Origin of the sequence: Caballeronia telluris, from assembly GCF_001544495.1 — a bacterium.
Taxonomy (GTDB): Bacteria; Pseudomonadota; Gammaproteobacteria; order Burkholderiales; family Burkholderiaceae; genus Caballeronia; species Caballeronia telluris.
This window is the reverse complement of record NZ_FCNZ02000015.1, coordinates 39,040-60,640: the sequence shown is the minus strand read 5'-3', so window position 1 is coordinate 60,640 and position 21,601 is coordinate 39,040. Positions and strand designations below refer to the sequence as shown.

At 64.1% G+C, this 21,601-nt stretch carries 21 protein-coding genes; 9 read left to right on the top strand and 12 right to left on the bottom strand.

Going from position 1 to position 21,601, the window contains the following annotated elements:
• Positions 1 to 48: 48 nt before the first annotated feature.
• The 9 genes from hslU to AWB66_RS19820 all read right to left on the bottom strand — a co-directional run bounded on the left by hslU (position 49) and on the right by AWB66_RS19820 (position 9,399).
• A complete protein-coding gene (hslU, locus tag AWB66_RS19860; protein WP_087631896.1) occupies positions 49 to 1,395 on the bottom strand; it encodes an ATP-dependent protease ATPase subunit HslU in 1,347 nt (448 codons plus the stop codon).
• Positions 1,396 to 1,423: 28 nt separating this feature from the next.
• Entirely contained in the window at positions 1,424 to 1,960 is a 537-nt protein-coding gene (gene hslV / locus AWB66_RS19855; RefSeq protein ID WP_087631895.1) for an ATP-dependent protease subunit HslV, read from the bottom strand.
• Between the two features lie 398 nt (positions 1,961 to 2,358).
• Entirely contained in the window at positions 2,359 to 2,778 is a 420-nt protein-coding gene (gene dksA, locus AWB66_RS19850; RefSeq protein WP_062638304.1) for an RNA polymerase-binding protein DksA, read from the bottom strand.
• Between the two features lie 607 nt (positions 2,779 to 3,385).
• Positions 3,386 to 4,465: a CobW family GTP-binding protein gene (locus tag AWB66_RS19845; RefSeq protein WP_087631894.1), complete on the bottom strand. Its 1,080-nt coding sequence runs from the start codon at positions 4,463 to 4,465 to the stop codon at positions 3,386 to 3,388.
• 143 nt (positions 4,466 to 4,608) lie between these two features.
• Positions 4,609 to 5,811, bottom strand: a complete 1,203-nt coding sequence (locus tag AWB66_RS19840; protein ID WP_087631893.1) for a class I SAM-dependent rRNA methyltransferase — start codon at positions 5,809 to 5,811, stop codon at positions 4,609 to 4,611.
• Between the two features lie 48 nt (positions 5,812 to 5,859).
• Positions 5,860 to 6,783, bottom strand: coding sequence for a tyrosine recombinase XerC (gene xerC / locus AWB66_RS19835; protein ID WP_087631892.1), 924 nt, complete (start codon positions 6,781 to 6,783; stop codon positions 5,860 to 5,862).
• A 24-nt stretch (positions 6,784 to 6,807) separates the two neighbouring features.
• The gene (locus AWB66_RS19830) at positions 6,808 to 7,527 is read right to left on the bottom strand and encodes a DUF484 family protein (RefSeq protein ID WP_087631891.1); all 720 of its coding nucleotides are present in this window, start codon (positions 7,525 to 7,527) and stop codon (positions 6,808 to 6,810) included.
• 51 nt (positions 7,528 to 7,578) lie between these two features.
• Positions 7,579 to 8,451 (bottom strand): diaminopimelate epimerase, encoded by an 873-nt coding sequence (gene dapF / locus AWB66_RS19825; protein ID WP_087631890.1) that lies wholly within the window; start codon positions 8,449 to 8,451, stop codon positions 7,579 to 7,581.
• 63 nt (positions 8,452 to 8,514) lie between these two features.
• On the bottom strand, positions 8,515 to 9,399 hold the full coding sequence (locus AWB66_RS19820) for a lipid A biosynthesis lauroyl acyltransferase (RefSeq protein WP_087631889.1): 885 nt from the start codon (positions 9,397 to 9,399) through the stop codon (positions 8,515 to 8,517).
• A 263-nt stretch (positions 9,400 to 9,662) separates the two neighbouring features.
• Here AWB66_RS19820 and metK point away from each other — a divergent pair, with 263 nt between their 5' ends.
• Together metK and AWB66_RS19810 are read left to right on the top strand one after the other, a co-directional pair.
• The gene (gene metK / locus AWB66_RS19815) at positions 9,663 to 10,850 is read left to right on the top strand and encodes a methionine adenosyltransferase (protein ID WP_087631888.1); all 1,188 of its coding nucleotides are present in this window, start codon (positions 9,663 to 9,665) and stop codon (positions 10,848 to 10,850) included.
• Positions 10,851 to 10,999: 149 nt separating this feature from the next.
• The gene (locus AWB66_RS19810) at positions 11,000 to 12,118 is read left to right on the top strand and encodes an alkene reductase (RefSeq protein WP_087631887.1); all 1,119 of its coding nucleotides are present in this window, start codon (positions 11,000 to 11,002) and stop codon (positions 12,116 to 12,118) included.
• Positions 12,119 to 12,127: 9 nt separating this feature from the next.
• Here AWB66_RS19810 and AWB66_RS19805 read toward each other — a convergent pair whose 3' ends face one another.
• Positions 12,128 to 12,487, bottom strand: coding sequence for a hypothetical protein (locus tag AWB66_RS19805; RefSeq protein WP_200819025.1), 360 nt, complete (start codon positions 12,485 to 12,487; stop codon positions 12,128 to 12,130).
• A 344-nt stretch (positions 12,488 to 12,831) separates the two neighbouring features.
• Here AWB66_RS19805 and AWB66_RS19795 point away from each other — a divergent pair, with 344 nt between their 5' ends.
• Positions 12,832 to 13,608 carry a phytanoyl-CoA dioxygenase family protein gene (locus AWB66_RS19795; RefSeq protein WP_087631885.1) on the top strand — a complete coding sequence of 259 codons (777 nt, stop codon included), beginning with the start codon at positions 12,832 to 12,834 and terminating at the stop codon, positions 13,606 to 13,608.
• A 20-nt stretch (positions 13,609 to 13,628) separates the two neighbouring features.
• Here AWB66_RS19795 and AWB66_RS19790 read toward each other — a convergent pair whose 3' ends face one another.
• Both AWB66_RS19790 and AWB66_RS19785 read right to left on the bottom strand, forming a co-directional pair.
• Positions 13,629 to 13,832: a DUF3185 family protein gene (locus AWB66_RS19790; protein ID WP_087631884.1), complete on the bottom strand. Its 204-nt coding sequence runs from the start codon at positions 13,830 to 13,832 to the stop codon at positions 13,629 to 13,631.
• Between the two features lie 40 nt (positions 13,833 to 13,872).
• Positions 13,873 to 14,688: a mechanosensitive ion channel family protein gene (locus AWB66_RS19785; RefSeq protein WP_087631883.1), complete on the bottom strand. Its 816-nt coding sequence runs from the start codon at positions 14,686 to 14,688 to the stop codon at positions 13,873 to 13,875.
• 232 nt (positions 14,689 to 14,920) lie between these two features.
• Between AWB66_RS19785 and mgrA the strand changes: the two genes are divergently transcribed.
• The 6 genes from mgrA to AWB66_RS19750 all read left to right on the top strand — a co-directional run bounded on the left by mgrA (position 14,921) and on the right by AWB66_RS19750 (position 21,578).
• Entirely contained in the window at positions 14,921 to 15,964 is a 1,044-nt protein-coding gene (mgrA, locus tag AWB66_RS19780; protein WP_087631882.1) for an L-glyceraldehyde 3-phosphate reductase, read from the top strand.
• Between the two features lie 484 nt (positions 15,965 to 16,448).
• Positions 16,449 to 17,219 (top strand): ferredoxin--NADP reductase, encoded by a 771-nt coding sequence (locus tag AWB66_RS19770; RefSeq protein ID WP_087631880.1) that lies wholly within the window; start codon positions 16,449 to 16,451, stop codon positions 17,217 to 17,219.
• A 360-nt stretch (positions 17,220 to 17,579) separates the two neighbouring features.
• The gene (locus tag AWB66_RS19765) at positions 17,580 to 18,512 is read left to right on the top strand and encodes a sensor histidine kinase (RefSeq protein WP_087631879.1); all 933 of its coding nucleotides are present in this window, start codon (positions 17,580 to 17,582) and stop codon (positions 18,510 to 18,512) included.
• The gene (gene rqpR / locus AWB66_RS19760) at positions 18,509 to 19,165 is read left to right on the top strand and encodes a response regulator transcription factor RqpR (protein ID WP_087631878.1); all 657 of its coding nucleotides are present in this window, start codon (positions 18,509 to 18,511) and stop codon (positions 19,163 to 19,165) included. The genes AWB66_RS19765 and rqpR overlap by 4 nt, the downstream gene beginning before the upstream one ends.
• A gap of 237 nt (positions 19,166 to 19,402) precedes the next feature.
• Positions 19,403 to 20,800: a branched-chain amino acid transporter BcaP gene (locus AWB66_RS19755; protein WP_087631877.1), complete on the top strand. Its 1,398-nt coding sequence runs from the start codon at positions 19,403 to 19,405 to the stop codon at positions 20,798 to 20,800.
• 301 nt (positions 20,801 to 21,101) lie between these two features.
• Positions 21,102 to 21,578: a (2Fe-2S)-binding protein gene (locus AWB66_RS19750; RefSeq protein WP_087631876.1), complete on the top strand. Its 477-nt coding sequence runs from the start codon at positions 21,102 to 21,104 to the stop codon at positions 21,576 to 21,578.
• Positions 21,579 to 21,601: the final 23 nt, after the last annotated feature.

Below are 21,601 nucleotides of genomic sequence, written 5' to 3'. Positions count from 1 at the left end.
AAAAAGGGCGGCTCGCGAGAGCCGCCCTTTCCACTTTCTTAAACGCCTTTACAGCACGTAGCGCGACAAGTCTTCGTCGTCGGCCACCTCGTTCAACGCGCGATCGACGTAAGCGGCGTCGATCTTCACCGGCTGGCCCGTGTGATTGCCTGCCGAGAACGAGACTTCTTCCAGCAGCTTTTCGATCACCGTATAAAGCCGCCGCGCGCCGATGTTCTCGGTCTTCTCGTTGACCGAAAACGCGATTTCCGCGAGCCGGCGAATGCCGTCGTCGGCGAAATCGAGCTGGACGTCTTCCGTCGCGAGGAGCGCCTTGTACTGCTTCACGAGGCTGGCGTCGGTCGTGTTCAAAATCGATTCGAAGTCGCCGACCGACAACGAATCCAGTTCCACACGAATCGGAAAACGGCCCTGCAACTCGGGAATCAGATCGCTCGGCTTCGCGAGGTGAAACGCGCCGCTCGCGATGAACAGGATGTGATCGGTCTTGATCATCCCGTACTTGGTGTTGATCGTGGTGCCTTCCACCAGCGGCAGCAAATCGCGCTGCACGCCCGCGCGCGAGACTTCGGCGCCGCCCGCTTCACTGCGCGACGCGATCTTGTCGATTTCGTCGAGGAACACGATGCCGTTCTGTTCGACGTTCTGCACCGCCTTCGCCTTCACTTCTTCGTCGTTCAGGAGCTTGCCGGCTTCTTCGTCGGTGAGGAGCTTCAGCGCTTCCTTCACCTTCACCTTGCGACGCGTCTTCTTGCCGCCGCCGATGTTCGCGAACATCGAGCGGATCTGTTCGGTCATGTCTTCCATGCCCGGCGGCCCCATGATGTCCATGCCGACCTGCGGCTGCTCGACATCCAGCTCGACTTCCTTTTCGTCCAGCGCGCCTTCACGCAGACGCTTGCGGAAGGTCTGGCGCGTGGTGTTGTTCGTGTCGTCGGCGCTTTCGGCGGCAGTCGATGCGCCGAAGCCGACCGTGCGCGAGGGCGGCAGCAGGATGTCGAGGATGCGGTCTTCCGCGCGGTCTTCCGCCTTCGAGCGAACCTTCTTCATCTCCGATTCGCGCGTCTGCTTGACCGAGATTTCAATCAGGTCGCGCACGATGCTGTCCACGTCGCGGCCCACGTAACCGACTTCGGTGAACTTGGTCGCTTCGATCTTGATGAACGGCGCGTCGGCGAGCTTCGCCAGACGCCGCGCGATTTCGGTCTTGCCGACGCCGGTCGGTCCGATCATCAGGATGTTCTTCGGCGTGATTTCCTGGCGCAACGGCTCCTCGACCTGCTGACGGCGCCAGCGATTGCGCAGCGCGACGGCGACCGCTTTCTTCGCGCGGCCCTGGCCGATGATGTGCTTGTCGAGTTCCGAGACGATCTCGGCGGGAGTCATGGTGGTCATCGCTTGGTCCTTTGCCTTTAGTCCGGTCTTACTCGATCGTCTCGATGACGCGATTGTGGTTCGTGTAGATGCACATGTCACCCGCGATCGCGAGCGACTTTTCGACGATGTCGCGCGGAGAGAGGTCGGTATTTTCCGCGAGCGCCTGCGCCGCGGCCTGCGCGTACGCGCCACCCGAGCCGATCGCGCAGATGCCGTTTTCGGGATCGAGCACGTCGCCGTTGCCGGTGATGACGAGCGTGGCCTGTGCGTCGGCGGCGATCAGCATCGCTTCCAGCCGGCGCAGCATGCGGTCGGTGCGCCAGTCCTTCGCCAGTTCGACGGCGGCGCGCGTCAGGTTGCCCTGATGCTTTTCGAGCTTCGCTTCGAAGCGGTCGAGCAGGGAGAACGCATCGGCCGTGCCGCCGGCGAAGCCGACCAGCACCTTGCCGCCATAGATGCGGCGCACCTTTTTGGCGCCGCCCTTCATGACGATGTTGCCGAGCGTCACCTGGCCGTCGCCGCCGAGGGCGACCTTGCCGCCGCGACGCACGGAGACGATGGTCGTGCCGTGAAATTGTTCCATGTGCGTTCCTTTAGAAAGCGAAGGACGCGGGCGGCTGCGAAAAACCGCCTCGCTGTCGAGAATTCGATGGAGTGCACGGCGCGGGGTTCCGCGCATCGTCGCGCTCGTTGGCGTCGCGCCGCGCTCGCGCGCTGACTGCGCGCGTCCAGAGCATTTTAGGGCGGCGCCCGAATAATCAAGTCGGGATTGGCGGCAGGCAGGCAGAAATTGCGCGCCGGAGCCGACGCGCCGAGTCGACGTGCGGCGAGAAACAAAAAAGGCACACGTGGAACGTGTGCCTTTCGAAGTGGCGAGTTGCCGCGCCGTGCTGACCGATATCCGCGAAGGCGGCGACTCTCCCGCTGCGGGCGGCCCCGCGACGCGTGCCGGCGGATCGCCGGCCGGGCCGGTTCGGCCGGTCAGTCGCCGAACAGCTTCTGGCGCAGTTCGCGGCGCTCCTGCGCCTCGAGCGACAGCGTGGCGGTCGGACGCGCGATCAGCCGGGGGATGCCGATCGGCTCGCCCGTTTCCTCGCACCAGCCGTAATCGCCGGACTCGATACGCGCGAGCGACTGCTGCACCTTCTTCAGCAGCTTGCGTTCGCGATCGCGCGTGCGCAGTTCGAGGGCATGTTCTTCCTCGATCGTCGCACGGTCCGCCGGGTCCGGCACGATCACCGTTTCCCGCAGATTTTCGGTCGTCTGCCCGGCATTCTTCAGAATGTCGGCCTGCAGTTGTTCGAGCCGGTTCTTGAAGAAGGCGAGCTGATCCTCGTTCATGTAATCCTTCTCGCTCATCTTCAGGATTTCGGCTTCGGTCAAGAGTCGTTTCGTCGTCATCTGGCTTGCTTCTTCAATGTGGAGCGATTTCTCTCGCATCGCCCGCACTTCTGCGTTGCCCGCTGACAGCGTCCGGTGCGGATCTCTCGCACGCAAAAACATGCTGTCGTGACGCGTTTCGCGTCGACGCGGGGCCGAACTCCTCTGTAAACCGATTTCGAAGTGCCCGAAAATCGCCCGGAAGTTTTCCGCGCGGTTTCCTTCGCATCTTCAACCTCGAACGCGTTGTCTCGAATTAGCTCGGTCTCAGGCTACTCGACACGCCTACGTTCTCGGTGTCTCTTCAGTCTTTCTGCGATCCGTGTGGCGGCCTTCACCCGCCGCACGGACCGTTGCGCTGCTTCAGCGGGGCTGTATTGTAACTGAATCGCAATTTCCGAAGATAACCGAGGAAAACCCTGTCGATTACCGCCGGAATCTCAAAAATATAACGCCTGAGACGTCAAAAAGCGACCAACGTTCGTGTGTGCGGTCACAGTTTTCATGCGAAAGCCGCACGAAGAAACGCCGCGCGCGGTGCAGCGGCGGCGTTTCGTCGGTTGTCGGTCCGATTCGGGGCGCTTCGCCGGTCACGCATCAGCCAGATGCGCGCCGACGAAGACGCGGATCACTTGACCAGGCAGGCGTCGAGGCCGTCGGTGATCAGGTCCTGCGGCAATTCGATGCCGATGAACACCATCTTGCTGTTCTTCTTTTCGATCGGCTGCCATTTGCCCGCGAGGTCGCTGCCCATCATCTGATGCACGCCCTGGAACACGACCTTGCGATCGACGCCCTTCATGTACAGCACGCCCTTGTAGCGCAAGAGGCGCTCGCCATAAATCTGCAGAATGCCGCCGAGGAAGTCTTCGAGGCGATTGGCGTCGAACGGCTTGTCGCTGCGGTAAACGAAGGACTTGATCTTGTCGTCGTGGTGCGCGTGGTGGTGGTGATGCTCGTGGTCGTGGCTGTGATCGTGGCCGCAGGTCGAATGATCGTGGTCGTCGTGCGCGTGATCGTGGTCATGCGCGTGTGCATCGTCATGTGCGTGATCGTCTTCCGCGAGGAAATCGGGGTCGATTTCCAGCTTCGAATTCAGGTTGAAGCCGCGCAGGTCGAAGATTTCCTTGATGTCCGCCTCGCCGAAATTCACGACGCGGATCGCCGCGCGCGGATTCATGTGCACGAGCCGGTGCTTGAGGTCTTCGAGCGCGGCGGCATCGACGAGATCCGACTTCGTGATGAACAGGCGATCGGCGAAACCGACCTGGCGCTGCACGACTTCGTGCTCGTCCAGCTGATGATTGGCGTGTTTCGCGTCGACGAGCGTGATGATCGCGTCGAGCAGGAATTCGTCCGCGATGGTGTTGTCCATGAAGAACGTCTGCGCGACGGGGCCCGGGTTCGCAAGACCGGTCGTCTCGATCACGACGCGGTCGAAGTCGAGCGTGCCCGCCTTCTTGCGGTTCGCGAGGTCTTCCAGCGCACGGGCCAGATCGCCGCGGATCGTGCAGCAGATGCAGCCGTTGCTCATCTGGATGATCTGCTCGTTCGTTTCCTGCACGAGGATTTCGTTGTCGATGTTCTCTTCGCCGAACTCGTTTTCGATCACGGCGATCTTCATGCCGTGCTTCTCGTTCAGGATGCGCTTGAGCAGCGTGGTTTTGCCGCTGCCCAGGAAGCCGGTCAGGATGGTTACTGGGATCATGTCGTCGCCTGTGCTTGGAGGTCGTAGGGGTTAGCGCGCCGCGTTTTCACGCATTGAAAGCGGCGAGTCAGCCGATTATTGAAACATATTTGTCGGGTGGGCGCTTTGGGCGGCCCGTCGCCGGAATCAGAAACTATGGCCGCTCACGCGATTTGCAACAACAGGCCTTTCAGGTATTCGCCTTCCGGAAACGCCGTGAGCAATGGGTGATCGACGCCCGCGCCGAGCCGCTTCAAGATGCGCGCGTCGACTCGGGCGTCGGCCGCGGCGCCTGCGACGATCTTCTGGAACAGCTCGGCGTCGATTGCGCCGGAGCACGAATAGGTGAAGAGCAGGCCGCCGGGGCGCAGCAGTTTGAATCCGGTGAGATTGATGTCCTTGTAGGCGCGCGCGGCGCGGTCCACGTGTTCGCGCGACGGCGCGAATTTCGGCGGATCGAGCACGATCAGGTCGAAGCGCTCGCCTTCGTCGTAAAGACGCCGCAGTGTCTTGAAGGCGTCGGCGTCGAGCCACTGGGCGCGCTCGGGGGCGAAACCGTTCGCGAGCACGTTCTGTTGCGCGAGCGCGAGCGCTTCGCCGGACGAATCGATCGACACCACGCGCTTCGCGCCGCCCTTCATCGCCGCGAGCGAAAAGCCGCCGGTGTAGCAGAAGCAGTTCAGCACGTCGCGGTCTCGCGCGTGCTCGGCGACGAGCACGCGGTTATCGCGCTGATCGACGTAGAAGCCCGTCTTGTGGCCGTTCATCACGTCGACGTGATAACGCACGCCGCATTCGTTCGCGATGAGCGTGGCGGGCGGCGGATCGCCCGCGAGCACGCCGGTGATCTGTTCGAGGCCTTCTTTCTGGCGAATCGAGACGTCCGAGCGCTCGTAGACGTTCGGACAGCCGGTCGCGCCCGTGAGGGCATCGACGATCGCGCTCTTCCATGCCTCGACGCCCGTCGCCATGAACTGGCAGACGAGCTGGCCGCGTTGCAGCGCATCGTCGGCGACGTAGTAATCGACGATCAGGCCGGGCAAGCCGTCCGCCTCGCCGAAGACGAGCCGCGTCGCGCCTGTGTTCTTCACCAGCGCCTGCCGGTGCGCGATCGCCCGCTGCACGCGGCGCTTGAAGAACGCGTGGTCGATCGGCTCGGCTTCGTCGAAACTCCAGACGCGCGCGCGGATCTGCGATTGCGGGCTGTACGCGGCGCGCGCGAGAAAGCGGCCGTCGTGCGCGCGCACGATGACGGTGGCGCCGGGCGCTGGCTTGCCGTCGATGCGGTCGATCGCGTTCGCGTAGATCCACGGATGGCGGCGCGCGAGCGACTTGTCCTTCGCCGGTTTGAGCGTGATGGTGTTCATTGAGGCCTTGATAGGGCGGCCGCGATGGCACGGCGCGCCCGGGAAAAATCAGTCGCGTTTCTTGGCGCGCGGATGCGCGGAATCGTAGACGCGAGCGAGGTGCTGGAAATCGAGCGACGTGTAGACCTGCGTCGCGGTGATGTTCGCGTGGCCGAGCAGTTCCTGCACCGCGCGCAGGTCGCCGCTCGATTGCAGCACGTGCGTGGCGAACGAGTGCCGCAAGACGTGCGGATGCACGTTCGTGGGAATGCCGGCGAGGAGCGCCATGCGCTTCACGCGCTCGCGCACGACGCCCGGCGCCATGCGGTTGCCGCGCACCGACAGGAAGAGCGCGTGTGGATCGTGCCTGACGAATTCGCCGCGCGCGTCGATCCAGGCACGCAGCGCCGTGATGGCCTTGGCGCCGACCGGCACCGAGCGGCGCTTGCCGCCCTTGCCGAGCACGGTCACTTCGGCGTTCGGCAGATCGAGCCAGCCGATCGAGCGGTGGTGCTCGGTCTCGACGTAATAGACATCGAGATTCACGAGTTCCGCGAGCCGCAAGCCCGACGAATAGAACAATTCGAGGATCGCGTGGTCGCGCAGCGCCTCGGTCGTGCCGGCTTGCGGGGCTTCCATCAGCGCGTTGGCGTCGTCGACGGACAGTGCCTTCGGCAACGTCTTCGCGCCCTTCGGCGCGCGCACGGTCGCGACGGGATTCGCCGCCATTTCGACGCGTTCAGCAAGCCAGCGATAAAACGCGCGCCACGCCGAGAGCCGGTGCGCGATCGAGCGCGCCGAGAGTCCGCCCGCGTGCGCACGCGAAACGGCGCCGCGCATGTCCGCCGCGGTGAGCGTTTCGAGCGCGCGGCCGTTCGCCAGCTTCTTCAACTCATCGAGTTCGTGCGTGTAGCCGCGCAGCGTGTGCTCCGAGAGCCGCCGCTCGTGTTCGAGCATCGACAAATAGGCGGCGATCGGGTCGGCGGCGTTCATCGCGCGTGTTTCGTCTCGGTCGGGTCAGTGCGGCAGGAGGCGGCTCAACGCCGCGCTCGCGAGTGCCGCGATCTGCGTGAGGAAGTCGGTCGCCATGCCGTCGTGGAAGCGGCGCGCATCGGGCGAACCCATCACGAGCAGGCCGAACGCGGGCGCGTCCGGCCCGGCGAACGGATCGCGCAGCGCGAGCAGCGCGATCGATTCGGTGGCGTTCGCGGCATCGACGACGCCGTCGGTCGTCGCCGACGCCACCGACACCGAACTCGCCGACGTCAGCCATTGCGCAGCCTCGAAACCGGTGTTCGCGCCGCAATAAGGCGTCGCGAGACTGGCGGTGAACAACCGCACTTCTTCTCCGACATGGCGCGCGAAATCGGCCTGGCTATACGGCTCGGCGACGTCCCACACGCGCAGCGCGGCCTGCGGCACGTCGAAGATCTCGCACAGGCCCGTGCTGATGGTTTTCGGCAGCGCGTGCGGATCGCGCTCGGCGATCACGCGGGTCGTCCAGCGATTGAACTTCGACGCGATGCTGTCGTTCTCGTGCCCATAGCGCAGCAGTTCGGCGAGGCGGCGTTCGAGCTGCTTGTTCTTGTCGCGCAGCATTTCCATCTGGCGTTCCTGCAGCGACACCGCCGCCTTGCCGTGCGGATTCGAAAGCCGGATGGTGCCGAGCAGTTCAGCGTGCTCGGCGAAGAAATCGGGGTTGTCGAGCAGGTAATCGGCGACTTCGCGTTCGTTCATGGTTTCGGACTTATTCAGGCGGATTCAGGCTGGGTGGCGCTCAAAGGGCGGTCATTGCACATCGGCGAGGTCGATCTCGCCTTCGAAGACGGTCGTCGCGGGCCCGGCCATCAGAAGCGGCGCGGATTCGTCCGACGCGCCGGCCCAGGTGATCGTGAGCGTGCCGCCGTGCGTGGCGACGCGCACCGGCGAGTCGAGCAGGCCGCGCCGGATGCCCGCCGCGACCGCCGCGCAGGCGCCCGTGCCGCACGCGAGCGTCTCGCCCGCGCCGCGCTCGTAGACGCGCAGCTTCACCGAATGCCGGTCGACGATCTGCATGAAACCCGCGTTCACCTTGTTCGGAAAGCGCGCGTGCTTCTCGACGAGCGGGCCTTCGGCCAGCACCGGATAAGCTTCGACATCGCCAACTATCTGCACCGCGTGCGGATTGCCCATCGATACCGCCGAAATCCAGCGCATTTCGCCGTTTATATCGAGCGGCCAGAGCGTATCGGCGCCTTCGCGGCGGCCTTCGATCCCTTTGGAATCGAACGGCACGCGCGGCGGATCGAACACCGGCTGGCCCATGTCGACGACGACCTCGCCGTTTTCCAGCATCGTCAGCGTGATGACGCCCTGTTGCACCTGCACGCGCACGCTCGACGCGGCGGTGAGCCCGCGATCGCGCACGAATTTCACGAAGCAGCGCGCGCCGTTACCGCAATGCTCGACCTCGCCGCCATCGCAATTGAAGATGCGGTATTTGAAATCGACGCCGTCGATGGTCGGCTTTTCGACGAGCAGCAACTGGTCCGCGCCGACGCCGAAATGCCGGTTCGCGAGCGCGCGCACTTGCGCTGCGCTGAGATTCAGCGGTTTCGTATAGCCGTCGAGCACGACGAAGTCGTTGCCCGCGCCGTGCATCTTGGTGAATTTGAGTTTCATGGCCGCTATTGTATGTGAGCGAGGCATCCACGTACCGCTGGCCGGATGGCTAACGCTCAGCCGTCAATAGAAGCCGGCTTCGCCCGGTGGACGCGTCTTGAAGCGCTTGTGGACCCAGTAATACTGCTCGGGAATGCGCGGAATCTGCTCTTCGATGAATGCGTTCATGCGACGCGCGTCGGCGACATCGTCGCCGGTCGGATAATTTTCCCAAGGTTCGAAGATTTTCAGCCGATAACCCTTGTAGCCAGGCAGCACTTCGCCGATGAACGGCACGACCTGCGCGTGTCCCGCCTTCGCGAGCCGTCCGACGGCCGTCAGCGTGCACGCCGGGATGCCGAAAAACGGCACGAACGCCGAATTGCGCATGCCGTAGTCCATGTCGGCGCCGAGCATCACCGGCTTCTTGTCGCGCAGCCAGCGCAGCACGATGCGCGCGCTGTCGGCGCGGCTCGCCATGTCGGCGCCAAAACGGGCGCGCTGCGCCTTCGCGATTTCCTCGATCTGCGGGTTTGAGAACGGCTGATAGAGCGAACCGCATCGCCGGTGCAGCGAATAGTTCAGGAAGATCGAGCCCGCTTCGATGCCGACGAAGTGCAGGCCGAGAAAGAGCGTCGGCGGCAGGTTGGGGTCGGTCAGGTCGACGGCGCTGTCGACCTGAATCAGCTTTTCGAGCTTCTTCGCCGATCCGAACCACTGGACGCTGCGTTCCACGTAGCTGCGGATCGCGTGCCGGAAGTGCAACTGAGCGACTTCCTCGCGACGCTCGGGCGTCCAGTCGGGGAAGCACAGCGAGAGATTGATATGAACGATACGCTTTCTGCTGCTCGGAATCTGGTAAAGCAGCCAGCCGAGGCCGTCGCCGAAGCGGGCGGTGATGCCGTAGGGCAGAAGCGCGAGAAACTTCAGGAAACCGACCGCGAGCGCAATCCCGATGCGGCCTAGCATGACGGGCTCCGGCGAGGCGACGGCCGGTAGGCGCGGGACGAAAATGGAAGAGGGGCGAATAGCAACAAGCGTTCGGCTCTGTGACAAATGAAGGAAATCGCTATAATAAAACCTTCGCCGAGTTAATGGACAACTTGCGGGGCGAAGCCGGACAGGCCGAAAGGCGCTCCCGGAATCAGTAATCCGCTAAAGCGTCGCCGCTTCAGACTCCCAGAGAAGTCGGCTACGTGAGCAAACTAACCGTACTCTATGGAGTCTGAAGCGTGTCAAACGACTATCTGTTTACCTCTGAATCCGTCTCCGAAGGCCACCCGGACAAGGTCGCCGATCAAATCTCCGACGCCATCCTCGACGCCATCCTGGCTCAGGACAAGTATTCGCGCGTCGCGGCCGAAACCTTGTGCAACACCGGTCTCGTCGTCCTCGCGGGCGAAATCACGACCACGGCCAACGTCGACTACATCCAGATCGCGCGCGAAACCATCAAGCGCATCGGCTACGACAACACCGACTACGGCATCGACTACCGCGGCTGCGCGGTGCTCGTCGCGTATGACAAGCAGTCGCCGGACATCGCGCAGGGCGTGAACACCGCCCACGACGACAACCTCGACCAGGGCGCCGGCGACCAGGGCCTGATGTTCGGCTACGCGTGCGACGAAACGCCCGAACTGATGCCGCTGCCGATTCACCTGTCGCACCGTCTGGTCGAGCGTCAGGCGAACCTGCGCCGCGACGGCCGCCTGCCGTGGCTGCGTCCGGACGCGAAGTCGCAAGTCACCGTGCGCTACGTCGACGGCAAGGCGCATTCCATCGACACCGTCGTGCTCTCCACGCAGCACGCGCCGGAAATGGAACTCACGCAATTGCGCGAGGCGGTAATCGAGGAAATCATCAAGCCGACGCTGCCCGCCGAACTCATCAAGGGCGACATCAAGTTCCTCGTGAACCCGACCGGTCGTTTCGTGATCGGCGGTCCGCAAGGCGACTGCGGGCTGACGGGCCGCAAGATCATCGTCGATACCTACGGCGGCGCGGCGCCCCACGGCGGCGGCGCGTTTTCGGGCAAGGATCCGTCGAAGGTCGACCGCTCGGCGGCCTACGCCGGCCGTTATGTCGCGAAGAACATCGTCGCGGCGGGGCTCGCCTCGCGCGCGCTGATCCAGGTGTCGTACGCGATCGGCGTGGCGCGCCCGACTTCGGTGATGGTCAACACGTTCGGCACCGGCCGCGTGTCGGATGCGGAAATCACGAAGCTCGTGCTCGAGCACTTCGACCTGCGTCCGAAGGGCATCATCCAGATGCTCGACCTGCTGCGCCCGATCTACGAAAAATCCGCGGCTTACGGCCACTTCGGCCGCGAAGAGCCGGAATTCTCGTGGGAATTCACGGACAAGGCGCTCACGCTGGCGGAAGCCGCCGGCACGGAACCGGTGGTTCAGGTCGCCTAAATCGCTATCGGCGCCCTCGCGCTGCACGAAAAACCCGGCAAATCTGCCGGGTTTTTTTTCGCCCGCGGCGCGGCTCCAGAAGCATCTCTACGATGCGGTGCATTTCTTGCGAACGGGGTGAAACGATGCCCGACCGGAAAGGAACGCCCATGCCGCTGCAAAAACTGTTGTCGCCGATCAAGGTCGGCGCGCTCGAATTGCCGAATCGCGTCGTGATGGCGCCGCTCACGCGCAATCGCGCGTCGCAGCCCGGCGACGTGCCCACCGAAATGAACGCCCGCTACTACGCGCAGCGCGCGGGCGCGGGGTTGATCGTGTCCGAAGCGACGCAGGTTTCGAAACAGGGACAAGGCTACTGGGGCGCGCCCGGCATCTATTCCGACGCGCAGGAATCCGGCTGGAAAGGCGTCGCTGGCGCCGTGCACGCGAAGCAGGGACGCATCGCCCTGCAGTTGTGGCACGTCGGACGCGTGTCGCACCGGCTCGCGCAGGCGGATGGCGGCCAGCCGGTCGCGCCGTCCGCGATCCGCGCGGAGAACACGCAGGTGTTCGTGAAGAAGGAAGACGGCTCGCTCGGTTTCATCGACGTGGACGAGCCGCGTTCGCTCGAAACCGACGAGTTGCCCGGCATCGTCCTGCAATACGTCGATGCGACAAACCGGGCAAAGCGCGCCGGTTTCGACATGGTCGAAGTGCATGCGGCGAATGGCTATCTGCTGCAGCAGTTCATGTCGACGAACACGAACCGGCGCACCGACGAATACGGCGGCAGCGTCGAGAACCGGGTGCGGCTGACGGTCGATGTGCTGGAGGCGGTGGCGGGCGTGATGGGCGCGGATCGCGTCGGCGTCCGGATCTCGCCGAACTTCGTCGGCTTCGACCTGAAGGACACGGAGAGCGAGGCGTCGTCGATTTATCTGGCGAAAGAGCTCAAACGCATCGGCGTCGCGTATCTGCACATCGCCGAGCCGGATTGGGCGGGCGGCGAGCCGCTATCGGACGATTTTCGCCGCGCGCTTCGCGACGCCTACGACGGCGCGATCATCGCGTGCGGCGAATATACGGCGGAGGAAGCGGAGCGGCGAATCGAAAGCGGCGAGGCGGACGCCGTGGCGTTCGGCCGCGCGTTTCTGGCGAATCCGGATCTGGTCGAGCGTTTCAGACGCGGCGCGCCGCTCAACGAGCCGAACGAGGCGACGTTCTATGGCGGCGGCGAGGAAGGTTACACCGATTATCCGACGCTCGACGAACTCGAACGCCGGACCTGACGCCGACGCTCAGCGCGCGGCGAACGCGAACCAGCCGGCGCTGCTCGGCGCCAGCCGGCGCGGACGACGGCTCGTCTGCGCGGCGGCCTTGGCCTTGCGAACCGGCGCGCGCAACTGGGCGGGACGACGCAGCAGCGCCTTCAGCGAAACACGCCGCGACGCCGCGCGAACGCGCAGCGTGAGGAAGAATCCGCGAAACCAGGAGCGAATGCCGTCGACGGGGCGCACGAACTTCAACTGCTCGGCGACGGCCTGCGTTCGCGCGGTGTGATGACGCAACGCGCGGACGACACCGCGTCGCGCGGGACGCGCCGCACGGGTGGCGACGCGGGTAACGCGGGTGAGACTCGAGGCGAATCGGTTGGTCATGGCTCTGATTGCGTCGGTTGGGCGACGAAATGCCGCGCTTCAACTCGACGATAGTCGTCTCAAAAAAGTCGTTCAATGGTTCGGTCAGCGTTCGAACACGCGCCGGATCGAAAGTTGCACCGATTTGATGCGCGAAGATTACAAGACTATTGTGACCGCGGTAAGTCCGCGTTTTCCCTGCGTTTTTATGAACGAAACGCTTCAAACATGACGGTTCGAACTCCAAAATGTCCGCGTTGAAAAGCTCGAAAGCGTCGGCGGATTTACAATCGGGAATTCGCCCCCAATTTGCCGTCAGCGTCCGTCGACGCAAAACCGCAAACGCGCTTACATGTGAGTTGGAAATGTCTGAGCAATCGTCGTTGAAGTCGAAGAAGGAACAGGTCCGCGAACTGCGCGAGACCGGCTATGTGATCGTGCCGGGCCTCGTGCCGCCGGCGAGCCGTGAGGCGCTCGCCGCGCTCGCCCGCCGCCAGCTTGCCGAAGCCGCACCGCCGGCCGAATTCGAAGCCGATCTGAAATATCCGGGCGCGCCGGAATCGAAGGATGCGCCGGGCGGCCACACGGTGCGCCGTCTGCTCGACGCCTACGTGCGCGATCCGCTCTTCGCCGACGCCGCGACGTCGCCGGAAATTCGCGGCTGGATGGAGCTGTATTTCGGCGAGGAGTCGTTCCTTTCGCGCGCGCACCACAACTGCCTGATGACCAAGCATCCCGAGTACGGCAGCCTGACGGGCTGGCACCGCGATGTGCGCTACTGGGCGTTCGAACGCGACGATCTGGTGTCGGCGTGGATCGCGCTCGGCACCGAGAAGGTCGAAAACGGCGCGCTCTGGTTCGTGCCGGGGTCGCACAAGCTGCCGTTAACCTCGGAGCGCTTCGACGAAGCCAAGTTCTTCCGCTCCGATCTCCCCGAGAACGAAGCGCTGATCCGCACCGCCGTGTCGCCGGAACTGAAGGCGGGCGATGTCGTGTTCTTTCACTGCAACACGCTGCACTCGGCGGGCAAGAATCTCACCGATCAGGTGAAGTTCTCACTCGTCTTTACCTATCGCGGCGCGAGCAACGCGCCGCTGCCCGGCACGCGCTCGGCGGCGAAACCGGAGGTGGCGCTCGGCTGATCCGCTTCGCTCCGGGGCTGCTAGCGACGGGAAGGAATCGTCAGGCCGATCAGCCCGACGAGCGTCGCGACCACGCCGCCGGCGATCAGCCAGATCGTCTTGTTCGTCGGCGAGCCGGTGAAAAAGCGCGCGACGTCGTTGCTGAGCGAATGAAACGACGTGCCGCCGAAGTAAAGCAGCACGATGCCGCCGACCAGAAGAGCCGCGGAAATCGCCTTGATCATGGATTCCTCTTATTGAGATGGACGAAGGCGCGAGAGATTACTAGGCGTTCGCGGGCGCGTCCAGTTTCGGCTCGGGCTCGGGCTTCGTGAGCGGCTGGATCTGCCGCAGCAGATCGGCCTGCACGCTCGCGTGGTCGCTCGCGCGCGTCCACACACCGACGTTCAGCTTGACGCCGGTATCCGTGTAATCCGTCACCGCGATCCACGGCTTGGCCGGCACGTCGCCGATGCGCGGGTCGCTCGCCACCAGCTTTTGCAACTGTTCGAGCGCGTGCTCGACGCGCTGCGCGTGCGGCACATGGAACGTCAGCACGACGCGACGCCGCTCGTTCGCGCTGTAGTTCGTCACCGGATTTGCCCAGATCGTGCTGTTCGGCACGAACATGATGACGCCGTCGGCTTTGGTGAGGCGCGTCGTGAAGAGGCCGATTTCGTTGACCGTGCCGGCCGTCGTGCCGATGCCCTCGATGTAGTCGCCGACGCGAAACGGCCGCAACAGCAGCAGCATCAAACCCGCCGCGATGTTTTGCAGCGTGCCCTGCAGCGCGAGACCGATCGCGAGGCCGGCGGCGCCGAGCACGGTCAGGATGCTCGCCGCCGCAATGCCGAACTTGCCGAGCGCGGCGACGATCGCGATCACGCGGATCGCCCAGAGCGCAAGGCTCGCGAGCACGGGCGTGAGCGTGGCGTCGGCGTTGGTGCGGCCGAGCGCGCGCTTCAGCGTATTCGCGACGCGGTTCGATATCCACCAGCCGATCATGAGGATCAAAATCGCCATCAGGATGTCGAAGCCGTATTTGAGGCTTGCTGTCAGCAGCAGGTCGTAGGCGGGGCGAAGTTTCTGGATTGGGTCCATCGGTGATGCTCCTTGCTTGAAGATTTGCATTGGGCTTCGGGCGCACGGGTTCGTTCCCCTTGCCCAGGCGGATCAGCCATCCGGCCAGTCGCATGGACGGTCTCGCATAGCGGGACGCCGCTGTGCGGCCTGCGTCGCGCGGCGCAATTGGCTACCATGGCAGGCTGCGCGCTCGGGCAATGCCCGCACCGGCGCTTTCGTCATCCGTTTAAATCGATCGAGGAAATTCGTCATGGCTTATGAAGCAGCTTCCGAACGCTATTCGCAGATGGCTTACCGCACCTGCGGCAAGAGCGGCCTGAAGTTGCCGGCGTTGTCGCTGGGGCTCTGGCACAACTTCGGCGACAGCACGCCGATCTCCACGCAGCGCGACATCCTGCGCACGGCGTTCGATCTCGGCATCACGCACTTCGATCTCGCGAACAACTACGGCCCGCCCTACGGCAGCGCGGAGACCAACTTCGGGCGCCTCTTCAAGGACGATTTCCGGCCATATCGCGACGAACTGCTGATCTCGTCGAAGGCGGGCTGGGACATGTGGCCGGGCCCGTACGGACAGGGCGGCGGCTCGCGCAAATACGTGCTTGCGAGCCTCGACCAGAGCCTGAAGCGCATGGGACTCGACTACGTCGATATCTTCTACTCGCACCGCTTCGACGCCGACACGCCGCTCGAAGAGACCGCCGGCGCGCTCGCGACTGCCGTGCATTCGGGCAAGGCGCTGTATGTCGGGGTTTCGTCGTATTCGCCGGGCAAGACGCGCGAAATGGCGCGGCTGCTCGCCGAACACAAGGTGCCGCTGTTGATCCATCAGCCGTCGTACAACATGCTCAATCGCTGGATCGAGGAAGAACTGCTCGACACCCTCGACGACATCGGCGCGGGCAGCATCGCGTTTACGCCGCTGGCGCAGGGGCTTTTGACCAGCAAGTACCTGAACGGCGTTCCGCAGGATGCGCGGGTCAACAAGCCGGGCGGCGGATCGCTGAAACAAGAGCATTTGAGCGCCGAGAACATCGAGCACGTGCGCAAGCTGAACGAACTCGCCGGCCGGCGCGGCCAGAGTCTCGCGCAGATGGCGCTCGCGTGGGCGCTGCGCGGCGGCCGCGTGAGCTCGGTGCTGATCGGCGCGAGCCGGGCGGAACAGGTCCGCGAGAACGTCGGTGCGCTGAAGAATCTCGACTTCACGAGTGAAGAACTGGCCCAGATCGACCAGCATGCGCGCGAAGGTGGCGTCAATCTGTGGGAAAAGCCGTCGACGGATCAGCGCATCTGAGCCGGGGAACCCGCGGCTGGCGCTTCCCGCGCCAGCCTGACGCCAGCAGGGACATTCCCGGTTGCACTAGTTGAGAATTGTTATCATGCGGGCTCGGCGCGGTTTCCGTTCCGGCCGGGGAAGCCATCGCCTGAACGCTCTTTGCGGGGCCTGCGCCTGAAGGTCACACCCGCCGCAGGGCGTTGCGCCACGCCAAACTGCCCGTCGCGCTAAAATAGCGGATTCCGCCGGGCTGCGGATTGCGCGGACGCCGGCATTTGCGCCGCGCGAAAGCCGCATGCGAACCCAACATGGACGCATGAACCAAGCGCATGGCGTTCATATAAGCCGTCAAAAGCGCCGAATTGCACTGAATTTGCATCGAAAATGCGCGGGCCAGCCCGATCGACGGCCATTGGCGGCGGTCGTTTCGCGCAGCGCATCGTTCCTGGTCTGCACGGCCGCGTGCCGCTGACGCCACCGTTTTCGCACTATCCACGAAGCCATGAGCAACCTTAATTCTCAAACCGTCCTGAGCGTCCATCACTGGACCGATACGCTTTTCAGCTTCACCTGCACCCGTGACGCGTCGTTTCGTTTCGAAAACGGCCAGTTCACGATGGTTGGCCTGGAAGTCGACGGCAAGCCGCTTCTGCGCGCTTACAGCCTCGCCAGCGCCAACTACGAAGAGCATCTCGAATTCCTGAGCATCAAGGTTCAGGACGGCCCGCTCACATCGCGCCTGCAGCATCTGAAAGTGGGCGATTCGGTGTTGATCGGCAAGAAGCCGACCGGCACGCTCGTCGCCGACAACCTGCTGCCCGGCAAGACGCTGTGGCTGCTCTCGACCGGCACGGGCCTCGCGCCGTTCATGTCGATCATCAAGGACCCGGACGTGTACGACCGTTTCGACAAGATCGTGCTGACGCACACCTGCCGTTTCGTCGACGAACTCGCGTACAAGGATTTCATCACGGAGCACTTGCCGGCGCACGAGCATCTGGGTGATCTGATCCAGGAAAAGCTCGTCTATTACCCGACGGTGACGCGCGAGGAATTCGCGAACCGCGGCCGCATCACCGACCTGATCGAGACAAAGAAGCTGTTCTCCGACCTCGACGTCGCGCCGTTCTCGAAGGAAAACGACCGCGTGATGCTCTGCGGCAGCCCGCACATGCTGCGCGACACGCGCGCGCTGCTCGACGAAATGGGCTTCGATGAAGGCAGCAACAATCATCCGGGACACTACGTCGTGGAGAAGGCATTCGTCGGCTGATCGGGCGGCGCAATGCGATTCAGAAGACCGGAGCCGCAGGCTCCGGTTTTTTTTCGCCCGCCGAAAGACGGGTCACATCGACGCAGTTACAACTTGCGCCAGATCAAGACTTTGCGCGAAAGTGCTTTTCTGGTGCCGAAAATCCACGAAATGTTGCAAATTCGTATTGGATTTGAGCCGTTAACCCGTGTGGCGCATAGGTTCTTAATTTTTTTGGGATATGATCCGCGAACATTGGGACGAGTCTCAATTTAGGTCCAAGACCGTCCTTCATGTTACCGAGTGTAAATCTTGTTACGTCGCGGTGTCGGATCACCGGCCGCGACGCCACCCGACTGCGCTCCTCGCGAGGAGAGTGAAATGAAGACGTCGACCGTTGCCGTAACCGATCGGAGCCCGGCGCCGGGCGCCGCGCTGTGCGCCGTGCCGCCGGCTTGCGCGCCTGCCGCGCGCCCGTCCGGCGTGTTGTCGACGCATGCAACCGGCGAGCAGTCGGCGTATTCGGCATTGATCGACGCCAGGCTCGCCGCCGATCGCGAGATTCAGCGGCTCTCGGCTCGCGTGCAGCAGTTGTCGGCGCAACTCGTCGCCGTCGACGAGCGCGTGCGCCGCTCGCTCGCCCAGGATCTGCACGACGACGCCGGGTCGGCGCTCACCGCCGCGCGTTTCGCGCTCGCACGCATCGAAACCTGGCTTCCGGCCGACGCGCCCGCGCCTTGCGGCGAAGCGCTCCAGACCGCCCGGCAGTCGCTCGACGCCGCCTGCGACGCAACCCACCGCGCAGTCGCGGATTCCCATGCACCGTGTTTCGATGACGGCGTCGCTCCCGCGCTGGTCGACTGGGCCGCGCGCTTCGCGGCCGTCACATCGCTCGACGTGCACGTCGCGTATGGCGCCGACGACCGCCGTCTCGCGCGGTTGCCCGAAGCCGTCGCGCTCGCCGTATTCCGCGTGGCACAGGAAGCGCTGAACAACGTCGCGCGTCACGCGCGCGCCGGCAAGGCGTCCGTGCGCATCGCGGCGGACGCGCGTTTCGTGACGCTCGTGATCGAAGACGACGGCATCGGCATTCCGCACGCCGCGCGTCGCAAGCGCGGCCGCTTCGGCCTCGTGGGCATGCGCGCGCGCTGCGACGCGCTCGGCGGCAGCCTGCGCGTGAGCGCGGCGAAAACGGGCGGCACGACGGTCCGCGCGCGCTTTCCGCTGATGTCCGCCACCAACCCGATTGCGTCGATCCGCCGCGCACTGCACGCGGTCGAATCGCGCGCGCAACTCGCGAGGGCGTCAAATTGAGCCTGCGCATCCTGCTCGCCGACGACCACGCCATCGTTCGCCGGGGCGTCTCACACCTGTTGCTGGACCGCGGCATCGCGTCCGAAGTGATCGAGGCGGAGACCGGCGCGCAGGCGATCAGCCTCGCGGGCCAGTGTCCGCTCGATGTCGCGCTGCTCGACATCTCGCTGCCCGACGTGAACGGCGTCGACGTGCTCAAGCGTCTGAAGCGGCAGGTGCCGCGCCTGCCGGTGCTGATGTTTTCGATGTATCGCGAGGATCAATACGCCGTGCGCGCGCTGAAGGCCGGCGCGGCGGGCTACTTGTCGAAATCGGCCGATCCCGCGCTGATGATCGCCGCGATCCAGCAGGTCGCGGCGGGGCGCAAGTATGTGAGTCCGGCGATGGCGGAAGCGCTTGCCGACTACGTTTCGCTGGACTCCGAGCAGTTGCCGCACGAAAAGCTCTCCGACCGCGAATTCCAGACGCTGTGCATGCTCGCGTCGGGCAAGCGTCTGACGGACATTGCCAACGCGCTGTCGCTGTCGGTCAAGACGGTGAGCGTGTACCGGTCGCGTCTGCTCGACAAGATGAAGCTCGCGAACAACGCCGAGTTGACCTTTTACGTGATGAGCAATCGCCTCGTCGATATGAATCCCGCCATCGCGAGTTGAGCGCTCGCACCGTTCGCGTGCATTAGCCCGATTCTTCTGCCGGCACGCGTTTGAACAGACAAATCGACCACGCAAGCGCTGCTGCGCGCGGAAATCTTCCAGACGACCCGCCAGGAAAGCGATTCCCGCCTCTCTCAATAAATCCGCTGACTCCAGTCCCGACCTCTTCGTCCGATAAAATTGCGGGTTTTCCCGTGGTCGACGCGCCTCGCGCGTGCATTAGGAGACTTCCGCCCCATGTCTTTGTTTCGCAAGAAGAATATCGAACACATGCTCGCCGGTGCGCAAAGCGCCGGGCTCAAGAAAACGCTCGGCGCGCTCGACCTGACGTTCCTCGGCATCGGCGCCATCATCGGCACCGGCATTTTCGTGCTTACGGGCACCGGCGCCGTGCAGGCCGGCCCCGCGCTGATGGTGGCGTTCGTCGTCGCGGCGATCGCCTGCTGCTTCGCCGCGCTCGCCTACGCCGAGTTTTCCTCGACGATTCCCGTCGCCGGCTCTATCTACACCTATTCCTACGCGACCCTCGGCGAACTTGCCGCGTGGATCATCGGCTGGGACTTGATGCTCGAATACGGGCTCGCCAGCTCGGCGGTGTCGGTCGGGTGGTCGGGGTATCTGCAATCGCTGCTGTCCGGTTTCGGCATCTCGCTGCCGACCGCGCTCACCGCCGCGCCCGGCGCGCTGCCCGGTCACGAGACGTTCTTCAACCTGCCCGCGTTCCTCGTGATGATGGCGATCACGGCGCTGCTCGCGGTCGGCGTGAAGGAATCGACGCGCGTGAACAACGTGATGGTCGCGATCAAGGTGACGGTCGTGCTGCTCGTGATCGGCGTGGGCGTGTTCCACGTCACGCCGGCGAACTGGCATCCGTTCATGCCGAACGGTTGGTCCGGCGTGTTCGGCGCGGCGGCCGTGATGTTCTTCGCGTTCATCGGATTCGATTCTGTGTCGTCGGCGGCGGAGGAAGTGAAGAATCCCAAGCGCGATCTGCCGATCGGCATCATCGCGTCGCTCGTCGTGTGCGCGGTGCTGTATGTCGCGGTGGCGGCGGTCGTGACGGGCATCGTGCCGTCGGCGCAGTTCGCGAGCGTTTCGCATCCGGTGTCCTACGCGCTGCAAGTGGCGGGACAAAACTGGGTCGCGGGCTTCATCGACCTCGGCGCGGTGCTCGGCATGCTGACCGTGATCCTCGTGATGAGCTACGGCCAGACGCGCGTGATCTTCGCGATGTCGCGCGACGGCCTGTTGCCCGCGCGGCTCTCGAAAGTGCATCCGCGATACGCGACGCCGTATTTCACGACCTGGCTCGTCGGCATCTTCTTCGGGCTGATCGGCGCGCTCGTGCCGCTCAACGTGCTGGCCGAACTGATCAACATCGGCACGCTCGCGGCGTTCTCGATGGTGTCGATTGCCGTGCTGATCCTGCGCCGCACGCATCCGGAACTGCCGCGCGCGTTCCGCTGCCCGGGCGTGCCGGTGGTGCCGGTGCTCGCGGTGGCATCGTGCCTGTTCCTGATGGCGAATCTCCAGGCGATGACGTGGATCGCGTTCGTGGTGTGGCTCCTGATCGGGCTGGCGATTTACTTCGGCTACGCGCGCAGGAATTCGAAACTCGGACGCGGCATGCAGTAACGCCGGTCATTCATCACGCAAAAGCGCCGCCTTCCAGGGCGGCGCTTTGCTTTGTGCAATCCATGCGGCGGCACGGGCAGATTGCTGCAAAGCAACGAGAGCGGACGCATCGAACGCGCGTTCGGAGCCGATGGCGACGCCCGCTTTTTTGTGTTTTACTCCTTGTTACAACAACGACACGCGAAGTTCCAGCCGGACCCAGCAGACGCTCGAGAGCGGCAGCAAGGAAGGTGAAGGACGGGTAGCTCGTGAGCATGTGTTTGGGCTGGCCGGCAGGCCATTCCCCATAGGAGACACAACAATGACGCTCAGCATCAGTCTGACGGTCAACGGCAAACCCGTGACCGCCGACGTCGAACCTCACATCCTCCTCGTGCAGTTCCTGCGCGACCAGTTGAGGCTCACGGGCACCCACATCGGCTGCGACACCGCGCAGTGCGGCGCGTGCACGGTCCATCTCGACGGCCGCGCGATCAAGTCATGCAACATCCTCGCCGCGCAAGCGGACGGCCTCGACGTCACGACGATCGAAGGGATGTCGAACGACGGCGAGCTTCATCCGATGCAGGCGGCGTTCAAGGACTGTCACGGGCTGCAATGCGGTTTCTGTACGCCAGGCATGGTGATGAGCGCGAGCGCGCTCGCCGCCCAAAGCCCCGGTCTCACCGAAGAAGACGTGCGCGAGCAGCTCGACGGCAATCTGTGCCGCTGTACCGGCTATCACAACATCGTGAAAGCGGTCCTGCAGGGCGCCGAAGCCATGAAGGCGAGCGGCTGATCCACGCCGCCGCCAGGCTTTCC

What these genes read in the sequence shown, in the direction of transcription:
- hslU (WP_087631896.1), bottom strand. Translation starts at nt 1,395, where the DNA reads ATGACCACCATGACTCCCGCCGAGATCGTCTCGGAACTCGACAAGCAC.
- hslV (WP_087631895.1), bottom strand. Translation starts at nt 1,960, where the DNA reads ATGGAACAATTTCACGGCACGACCATCGTCTCCGTGCGTCGCGGCGGC.
- dksA (WP_062638304.1), bottom strand. Translation starts at nt 2,778, where the DNA reads ATGACGACGAAACGACTCTTGACCGAAGCCGAAATCCTGAAGATGAGC.
- AWB66_RS19845 (WP_087631894.1), bottom strand. Translation starts at nt 4,465, where the DNA reads ATGATCCCAGTAACCATCCTGACCGGCTTCCTGGGCAGCGGCAAAACC.
- AWB66_RS19840 (WP_087631893.1), bottom strand. Translation starts at nt 5,811, where the DNA reads ATGAACACCATCACGCTCAAACCGGCGAAGGACAAGTCGCTCGCGCGC.
- xerC (WP_087631892.1), bottom strand. Translation starts at nt 6,783, where the DNA reads ATGAACGCCGCCGACCCGATCGCCGCCTATTTGTCGATGCTCGAACAC.
- AWB66_RS19830 (WP_087631891.1), bottom strand. Translation starts at nt 7,527, where the DNA reads ATGAACGAACGCGAAGTCGCCGATTACCTGCTCGACAACCCCGATTTC.
- dapF (WP_087631890.1), bottom strand. Translation starts at nt 8,451, where the DNA reads ATGAAACTCAAATTCACCAAGATGCACGGCGCGGGCAACGACTTCGTC.
- AWB66_RS19820 (WP_087631889.1), bottom strand. Translation starts at nt 9,399, where the DNA reads ATGCTAGGCCGCATCGGGATTGCGCTCGCGGTCGGTTTCCTGAAGTTT.
- AWB66_RS19810 (WP_087631887.1), top strand. Translation starts at nt 11,000, where the DNA reads ATGCCGCTGCAAAAACTGTTGTCGCCGATCAAGGTCGGCGCGCTCGAA.
- AWB66_RS19805 (WP_200819025.1), bottom strand. Translation starts at nt 12,487, where the DNA reads ATGACCAACCGATTCGCCTCGAGTCTCACCCGCGTTACCCGCGTCGCC.
- AWB66_RS19795 (WP_087631885.1), top strand. Translation starts at nt 12,832, where the DNA reads ATGTCTGAGCAATCGTCGTTGAAGTCGAAGAAGGAACAGGTCCGCGAA.
- AWB66_RS19790 (WP_087631884.1), bottom strand. Translation starts at nt 13,832, where the DNA reads ATGATCAAGGCGATTTCCGCGGCTCTTCTGGTCGGCGGCATCGTGCTG.
- AWB66_RS19785 (WP_087631883.1), bottom strand. Translation starts at nt 14,688, where the DNA reads ATGGACCCAATCCAGAAACTTCGCCCCGCCTACGACCTGCTGCTGACA.
- mgrA (WP_087631882.1), top strand. Translation starts at nt 14,921, where the DNA reads ATGGCTTATGAAGCAGCTTCCGAACGCTATTCGCAGATGGCTTACCGC.
- AWB66_RS19770 (WP_087631880.1), top strand. Translation starts at nt 16,449, where the DNA reads ATGAGCAACCTTAATTCTCAAACCGTCCTGAGCGTCCATCACTGGACC.
- AWB66_RS19765 (WP_087631879.1), top strand. Translation starts at nt 17,580, where the DNA reads ATGAAGACGTCGACCGTTGCCGTAACCGATCGGAGCCCGGCGCCGGGC.
- AWB66_RS19755 (WP_087631877.1), top strand. Translation starts at nt 19,403, where the DNA reads ATGTCTTTGTTTCGCAAGAAGAATATCGAACACATGCTCGCCGGTGCG.
- AWB66_RS19750 (WP_087631876.1), top strand. Translation starts at nt 21,102, where the DNA reads ATGACGCTCAGCATCAGTCTGACGGTCAACGGCAAACCCGTGACCGCC.